At 33.2% G+C, this 8171-nt stretch carries 6 protein-coding genes and 1 pseudogene (1 of these 7 only partly in view); 1 reads left to right on the top strand and 6 read right to left on the bottom strand.

Annotated elements, in window-relative coordinates:
- From A2255_08080 to A2255_08100, 5 genes and pseudogenes are all read right to left on the bottom strand, one after another.
- Nucleotides 1-979, bottom strand: a pseudogene (locus A2255_08080) (adenosylmethionine--8-amino-7-oxononanoate transaminase); it reaches 371 nt to the left of the window's first position.
- A 269-nt stretch (nt 980-1248) separates the two neighbouring features.
- Nucleotides 1249-1743, bottom strand: coding sequence for a hypothetical protein (locus tag A2255_08085; GenBank protein ID OGI23525.1), 495 nt, complete (start codon nt 1741-1743; stop codon nt 1249-1251).
- 14 nt (nt 1744-1757) lie between these two features.
- A complete protein-coding gene (locus A2255_08090; protein ID OGI23526.1) occupies nt 1758-2273 on the bottom strand; it encodes a hypothetical protein in 516 nt (171 codons plus the stop codon).
- A complete protein-coding gene (locus A2255_08095) occupies nt 2260-2634 on the bottom strand; it encodes a hypothetical protein (GenBank protein ID OGI23527.1) in 375 nt (124 codons plus the stop codon). Before A2255_08095 ends, A2255_08090 begins: the two co-directional genes overlap by 14 nt.
- Nucleotides 2635-2811: 177 nt before the next feature.
- Nucleotides 2812-3408, bottom strand: a complete 597-nt coding sequence (locus tag A2255_08100; GenBank protein ID OGI23528.1) for an aminoacyl-tRNA hydrolase — start codon at nt 3406-3408, stop codon at nt 2812-2814.
- A 273-nt stretch (nt 3409-3681) separates the two neighbouring features.
- Between A2255_08100 and A2255_08105 the strand changes: the two genes are divergently transcribed.
- Nucleotides 3682-4254 carry a hypothetical protein gene (locus A2255_08105; protein OGI23529.1) on the top strand — a complete coding sequence of 191 codons (573 nt, stop codon included), beginning with the start codon at nt 3682-3684 and terminating at the stop codon, nt 4252-4254.
- A gap of 405 nt (nt 4255-4659) precedes the next feature.
- On the opposite strand, the gene A2255_08110 is transcribed toward A2255_08105, so the two are convergent.
- Nucleotides 4660-8100 (bottom strand): DNA polymerase III subunit alpha, encoded by a 3441-nt coding sequence (locus A2255_08110; GenBank protein OGI23530.1) that lies wholly within the window; start codon nt 8098-8100, stop codon nt 4660-4662.
- Between the last annotated feature and the right edge of the window lie 71 nt (nt 8101-8171).

Consider the following 8171-nt stretch of genomic DNA (forward strand, 5'->3'; position numbering starts at 1 on the left):
TGGGGTTGCCTGTGAAGCTATGTCCGTGATAAAAGGTCTTTAACTTATCATAATCATCATAAAACGCTTGATAGATCTTTTCTGTAGTTATGGTAACTGCTAAAGGCATATATCCCGCAGTAAGTCCTTTAGCCAGGCAAACTATATCAGGGACAATACTGGCATGTTCAAAGGCAAACATCTTTCCTGTTCTGCCAAAACCCATAGCTACTTCATCATCTATTAAAAGAACATTATATTTTTCACATAGCTCCTTAACTTTAGTTAGATATTCTGTAGGATAAATAATCATGCCACCAGCAGCCTGTACTAATGGTTCGACAATTATGCCTATAACTTCATTTGAATATTCTTTAAGAATATTTTCCATTGATTCAAGACATTCACAATTACAGCAACTCTTATTTTTGCCAGCAGGACATCTATAGCAGTATGGCGAATCAGCCTGATGTATATCAAATAATAGTGGTTTATAAATTTTATGATATAAATCAACTCCGCCTATTGAAACAGCTCCTATAGTATCTCCGTGATAAGAGTTTTTAAGAGCTATAAACTTGTTTCTTTGTGGCTCACCAACTTGTACCCAATATTGATAAGCCATTTTTAATGCTACTTCTACTGCTGTAGAACCATTATCAGAATAAAAAACCCTGGTTAACTCTTTTGGAGTCATTTGGATTAACTTTTCTGCTAACTCTATTGCTGGCTTATGACTAAATCCTGCTAATAAAACATGCTCTATTTTGTCTAGTTGTGCTTTTATAGCATTATTTAGTCTTTTATTAGAATGGCCAAGAGTATTTACCCACCAGGAAGATATGGCATCTATGTATTTATTCCCTTTTAAGTCCCATATATAAACTCCTTCACCCCTATCAATAATGATTGGTTCATCATTTTCATAATCTTTCATTTGGGTAAACGGATGCCATACGTACTTAAGATCTTTTTCAATCAATTCTTGATACGAAGTCATATTTAAACCTATCCTGATCCTAGAAACTCTTTAATTAAAATTATAATACTATGTAATCGACTTGAAATGCCAATAAAAAATCTCACTCATACAACTCAATAAATTTAGTTTTGAATAGGAGCTTGCTTAAAGGAGCCTTTGGATAATAAAGGCTCCTTTAATATATTTTATCTGAATTTTGGCTAATACTCTGACCAATTAATTGGAGAGTGAGTAGGTTTTCGGAGGAAGCCTACTCACTCATACATCATCTCTTTTTGGTCATCCCACTAATTTGAGTTTTGATTAAGTTTTTCCTGCATATGTTTTTTGTGTTGTTCTCTTTTTTGTTTCATTTTTTCCATTTTTGCTTTTTTAAGCTCACTAAATTGAGTTTTTTGTTCTGGAGTTAAGATTTGCTCAAAATTTGCCATGTTTTCTTTATGAATTACTTGAGCTTTTTTTCTTAATTCAAGGATTTTTTCTCTTTGTGTTTGTAAAGCTTCTTTGCTGGCTTTATTTTTCACCATTTCTCTATACTTTTCTTTTTCAGCTCTTAATTCTTCGATAAGTGGCTTAATTTTGGATCTTGAGTTTTCTCTGATTCCTTTTGCTTTTGCAGATTGTTCTTCGGTTAAATTTAGTTTTTTACCCAAATTTACTCCCTGTTCGTGTGCTTGTATTTTATGATGTTTAATGGGCATAGTGCCTTCAGCTAGGGTTATTCCTTGAAGACCAGCTATCATAAAAGAAGCAAGTGCTAATGCAATAAGTGATTTTTTCATGAGTCCTCCATTTTTTAATTTAATAAGGTTTTGAGTTCTTCTCTAAGCGCTTTTCGTGCGTTAAATAACCTTGATTTTACTGTACCGATGGGACGTTTAGTTTTATTTGCTATTTCTTCATAAGTTAAGTCTTCTATATCGTATAAAATTATCACTTCTCTTAATTTGGGGTTGAGTTTATTGATGGAATCCAGAATTAGTTTTTGTCTTTCGCTTAAGATGGTGTTTTTTTCCGGACAAAGTTTTTTATCCGGAATGTTTTGAATTATTTTTTCAGGGTCAGAGTCTGTCATTAAGTGTGATTTACTTGAGCGAAGATAATCTTTGCAGGTATTTATGGTGATCTTATTTAACCAGCTCCATATATTTGAGTCTCCTCGATATTTTGATATGTTTTTCCAGGTTTTTATATAAATTTCCTGTTTTATATCGTCAATATCATTTTCAGTCTTATTAAATCTTTTAATAACACCTTGGATTTTAGCGTTGTACGATTCTATTATATTTTCAATATCTTTATGATTGATCATCTACTTGCTTTTCTACTGATAATAATCCATATTCGTCAGTTGGTAATCCCATTGTTGCTGCTATTGATTGTTCTTTAGTTAAAAATGATTCGTCAGTGTAATCATTTTTTGCTGTAAGGTTAAAATTAATGATTAAAAAACTAAGGAATAAAAGTGTAAAACCTGCTGCAGCCTTAATTATAAGCTTGTTATTGTGAGTTTTATTTTTAATAAAGGGTGCTGCTTCTTTAACTAAATTTGAAATATTTACCATTTCCTCCTGCTCTTTTTGGCAGTCAGAACAGGACTTTATATGTTCTTCCAAATCTTTTTCATTGCCAAAAATAAACAAGGATTCATATTTTGTACATTTTTCGGTCATAGAAATACTCCTTCAGTGAATCTTATTTTAAAAGACGGTAAAGAAATCCAGAATGTTCATTTTTATTTATTTTTTGTTAAAAGATATAAATTCTTCAGAGTTTAGCAAGAAAATATCGGCTGAGAGATTTTTATTTGGTTATTTATTTGAGAAAGAAAATATACAAATAACATTACTTTAAATAGTATCAATTATCCTTGCAAGATTTGTATTATTGTACTTATTTCTTGTTTTTTCAATGCCTTCTTCGAGATAAAACTCGATTCCCTCTACACAAATGGGAATAACTTTATCTAAAATCTCTTTTTCGGGCTTTGTGAACTCTTGAAGTACGTAGGTTGCCCTTGTAGCACTTCCCGGATCAGGTCCAATACCAATTTTAAGTCTTGGGAAGTCTTTAAAACCTCCTAGATTCTCAATAATTGATCTTACTCCATTATGTCCACCCTCTGAGCCCGAAGGCTTGAACCTTATTCTGCCTAATTCAAGGCTGATATCATCAAATACCACTAATAATTTAGTTGGCTCAATTTTATACCAATTTAAAACCTTGGAAATAGCTTGTCCTGAAAGGTTCATATAAGTTAGAGGTTGTACAATTAAGACATCTTTATTACTGATAATTCCTCTACCAATTATGGAATTAAATTTTGTATCTATTTTCCCTACAATATTATGTTTCGATGCTAACTGCCCAGTTGTTATAAACCCAGCATTGTGGCGGGTTCCCTTGTATTTATCTCCTGGGTTTCCTAATCCAACAATAATTTCCACTTATAGAAGTACTCCTTTTAGATAATTAATTGCGTATAAACTTATCTTAAAAATATATTCCCGATGATATTTGCATTTCTCATTTTATGTTATATTTATATTATTAATTTAATTTTCATTATTAAGTACCCTAAAATGTCAATATGTTAGTAAATATTGATAAATAAGTAAGATAAAAAATAAATTTAATTTATATTTTTATTATTTTATCTCTATCTTATCTTACTTAAAATCTTTATTTATTTAAATGTAATAAGTGGAGGAAATTATAAGATGACTGCTGATAATCAGAGTACCCAGGTAATTACCAGCGACAGCAGCAAAAAATTGGTGAAATTCCTGGAAGATATAGGACTACATAAAAAAGATTTTGCAGAAATGATTGGTGTTACTCTTTCTTATGTTTATAGCCTTATTGATAGTAATATAGCTTTTTCAACAAGGACAACTACTTTGGAACGTATTGCTGTTGTTATGGGAATAAATCCTGATGAGTTTCCTGAATATAAAGCTTCTGAGGAACCTAAATTAATTGATCCGGGTGTACAGTTCTTAAAAGAAAAACAAGGGCAATTAGGTTTAAGTAATGTTCAATTACTTAAACGTTTTCCAAGACAAAGAAGAGTTGAAATTGTTGATTTATGGAGAGGTGCAGAACCTTTACCTTTGGATTGGAATTATTTATCATCAATTGCAAACGTTCTTGAAATACCAGCGAAAGATGTTTATCCTTACTGGCAATCACGTATGCAGCAATATCTGATTTGTGGAGGTATTGATATAATTGCGAACGGTGGATTGATTAATTCTATGTTTGAAGGTGCAAGATCATACTTAAAAATATAGTTTAAAAAATCGAGTAATTAAAAAGCCTAAAAGATATCTTTTTAGGCTTTTTAATTACTGAGATTATGCAGAAAGGTTAAAATATTCTAAAGATGAGCATATGGCTAATTACTGAGCCTTGAAATAATCTTTCACCCAAGTTCCTCTTTTTATTTCTCTTCATAATAAAAAACTAATTAAAGTGTAAGTTTTAGCAAAATTGTAGCTTTAAAACCATTTCTTAGGCTCAGTTATTAGCGGCATAAATAGCCGAATTTTTTACCAGACCCGAAGGGTGAGTCCTGGCGATAATATATGCATTTTGTAGCAAGCTTTTATCAGGACGAATTTAAAAAATTTGGCGATACAATCGTTCAATAAACTCTATAACAATGATTCTTTTGACGATTTAATGCATAATCCCTGTTAATTAACATCTAAAGATTTTATGCTTAAACTTATTTTTTCACTAAATTGCTTAGCAATCAGATTTTTCACATCATTATTCGCCTGAATCCAGTAATTTGAAGCTGCCAGTATTTTCAAACTGCTGCCGTTATTTCCAACATTAAGAATAACCGGATCGCTGCCTTTATGTTTTAGCAATAAGTCTTTTACTGCTACGATATCCTCAAATTTACACTTTTCATTAAAATATAAACTTACCATATTACAATTATCTACAGGTTTTACACTATTTATAATAATACTTACTGTGGTCTCTTCATCACCTCTAAACTGGGTTTTGCCGGCAAGAATTACTTTTGCCTCAGTTTCTAGCAAGGAATTATATTCATTAAGTACTTCACTATAAGCTACAAAGTCCACATTTCCAGTTAAATCCTCAATAGTGCCTACTTTGAGTAATTTATTTGTCTTTGTTGTAATTAATCTAACACTGCTTATTAATCCACATATAGTAATAACAGCTCCTTCTGGCAATTCACGTAATTCAGAGACATTATGAGTTGTCAGGAAGGGTAAATGGTCTTTTATGCTTGATAATGGGTGGCTGGTTACGTAAAATCCAAGTAATTCTTTCTCAAAGCTTTGAATTTCACTGTCTGAAAATTCTTGATCGCTTCCTGTCATAGTAAATGAAGGTATAGCTGAATCATCGCCTGATAAAGCTGAAAATAAGCTCATTTGTCCGCTAGCTTTTGCTTCCTGCTCTTTTGTTGCAGAGTTTAAGGCTGATTCGAGATTTTCCAGAACCTGTTTTCTACTTTTTTCAATACCTGTAAATGCACCAGCTTTAATTAAGCTTTCTAAAGTACGCTTATTGAGAGATTTTAAATCAACTCTTGTACAGAAGTCATAGAATGAGGTAAACGGACCGTCGTTTCTGCCTTTTACGATGGCTTCAACTACACCTAAACCAACGTTCTTAACTGAAGCGAGTCCAAATCTTATATTGCTGCCATCTGGAGTAAAGTCTGCACAGGAACTGCATACATCTGGAGGAAGAACCTCTATTCCCATCTTTTGACATTCGGCAATATATATCTGAATTCTATCCTGATCGTTTGATACGCTTGATAACAAAGCTGACATATATTCAACAGGGAAATGCGCTTTTAAATATGACGTCTGGTAAGCTAGCATGGCGTAAGCTGCTGAGTGAGACCTGTTAAAGCAGTATGCAGCGAATTCTGTCATTGTATCAAAGAGTTCTTTAGCGATATTTAGATCAACACCATTTCTTTGAGCACCTGACTGGAATAATTCTCTTTGTTTATCCATTTCCTCAGGCTTTTTCTTGCCCATCGCTCTTCTTAAAATGTCAGCTTGTCCGAGTGTATATCCTGCCAAAGTCTGAGCAATTTGCATGATTTGTTCCTGATACACGATAGTTCCGTATGTATCCTGTAAAATTGGCTCAAGTATAGGATGCTTGTACTCAACTTTAGCCCTTCCGTGTTTTCTTTGAACAAAGTTTTTAACCATGCCAGAATTCAATGGACCAGGCCTGAATAATGCAACCAGAGCGCCCAAATCTTCAAATACTGATGGTTTTAAGTCTCTAACAAGAGTTTTCATCCCGGAAGATTCTAGCTGGAATACTCCATCAGTATCTCCTTTTGACAGCATTTCATATACTTTAGGATCGTCAAGAGGTACTTCATCAATTTCTATCTCTAATCCTCTTCTATTTTTAATGAGTTGGATAGTATTATCGATGATTGTCAGGTTTCTCAAGCCCAGAAAGTCCATTTTGAGAAGACCTAGCATCTCAAGATCACCCATTGGATATTCTGTAATAATTATTCCTTCTTTTGATTTTTGTACGGGTACGATATCAGACAGCGGATCTCTTGAAATTATTACACCGGCAGCATGAGTCCCTATATTAAATTTGATACCTTCTATGCTTTTTGCAAAGTCTACAAGTTCTTTTACCCTAGGGTCACTTTCATAGAATTTTTTTAGCTCTAAACCTTCTACAAGAGCATCGTCGATTTTAACTTTAGGTGTTGTTGGAATCATTTTTGCAAGTTTATCTGATTCAGCATAAGGAATATCGAGTACACGTGCAACACCTTTCATCGCAGCCCTTGCAGCTAACGTTCCAAAAGTAATAATCTGACAAACCTTGTCTTCACCATATTTCTGAGAAACGTATTCTATTACCTTTTCTCTCTTATCAATGCAAAAGTCAATATCAACGTCGGGCATGCTGACTCTTTCAGGATTTAAGAATCTTTCAAATAACAAATTGTGTCTGATCGGGTCTATATTGGTAATGCCAAGAGCATAGGCAACTAAGCTTCCTGCTGCTGAACCTCTACCAGGTCCTACTGGAATGCCATTGTCCCTTGCATGTTTAATAAAATCTGACACTATCAGGAAGTATGCTGCAAACCCCATTTCTTCTATGATTTTAAGCTCGAATTTGAATCTTTCGCTGAGTGCCGGAGTTATTTCTTTAAATCTTTTGCTCAATCCTTCTCTTGCTACCTGATCCAGATATGATTCAACAGTATGGTTTGGTGGGACAGGATAATGAGGCAGAATTGATTTGCCCATATCTATAATTAAGTTACACTTTTCGGATATTTCTACTGTGTTATCTATGGCTTTATCAAAAATTTCAGGATCAAGCCAATTAAATGTTTCTTTTAACTCATCTGCATTTTTTATATAAAACTCGTTATTTGGGAATTTCATTCTGCCTGGATCATTTAAAGTTTTGCCTGTTTGTAGACAAAGAAGAATATCATGCCATTTGGCATCCTGTTTCTTCGTATAGTGGCTATCATTTGTGATAACCAGTTTAATTTCCAGTTCTTCTGCTATTTTTAAGAGTTCAGGGTTAACCCTTTTTTGCTCATCCATCCCGTGATCTTGAAGTTCAATATAATAATCTTCTCCAAAGAGATTTTTATAGAAGCCTGCTATATTTCTTGCTTTCTCAAATTCTCCTTTAAGGACATTTTGAGCAACTTCTCCTCCAAGACAGGCTGAAAGGCAGATTAAACCTTTTTTATGTTTTTCTAAAATTTTGTGATTAATTCTGGGTTTATAGTAGAAGCCTTCTGTATGAGCAATACTGACAAGCTTTACAAGGTTTTTATAACCTTCTCTATCTTTTGCTAAAAGTACAAGATGGTTATTTGCTGCATTGTCTACTTTTTTCTCAGTTATATCTCCGGCAATTATGTAGACTTCACAGCCAATAATTGGCTTAATACCTTCTTCTTTTGCTTTTTTATAAAACTCTACAGCACCATACATTACACCATGATCGGTAATTGCACATGCTGGCATGTTGTTTTCTTTAGCGTGTGCAATTAGCCCTTTTATCCTGGTTGCACCGTCAAGAAGACTATATTCAGTATGTAAATGTAGAGGAACATAAGGTTTCATAAATTTAATGCCATATTTTAAAAAACAAATACTATATCATACTTTCCACCATTCCATTAAACCTTATGATT

The organism is Candidatus Melainabacteria bacterium RIFOXYA2_FULL_32_9 (assembly GCA_001784615.1).
In the GTDB taxonomy this organism is placed as follows: Bacteria; Cyanobacteriota; Vampirovibrionia; order Gastranaerophilales; family UBA9579; genus UBA9579.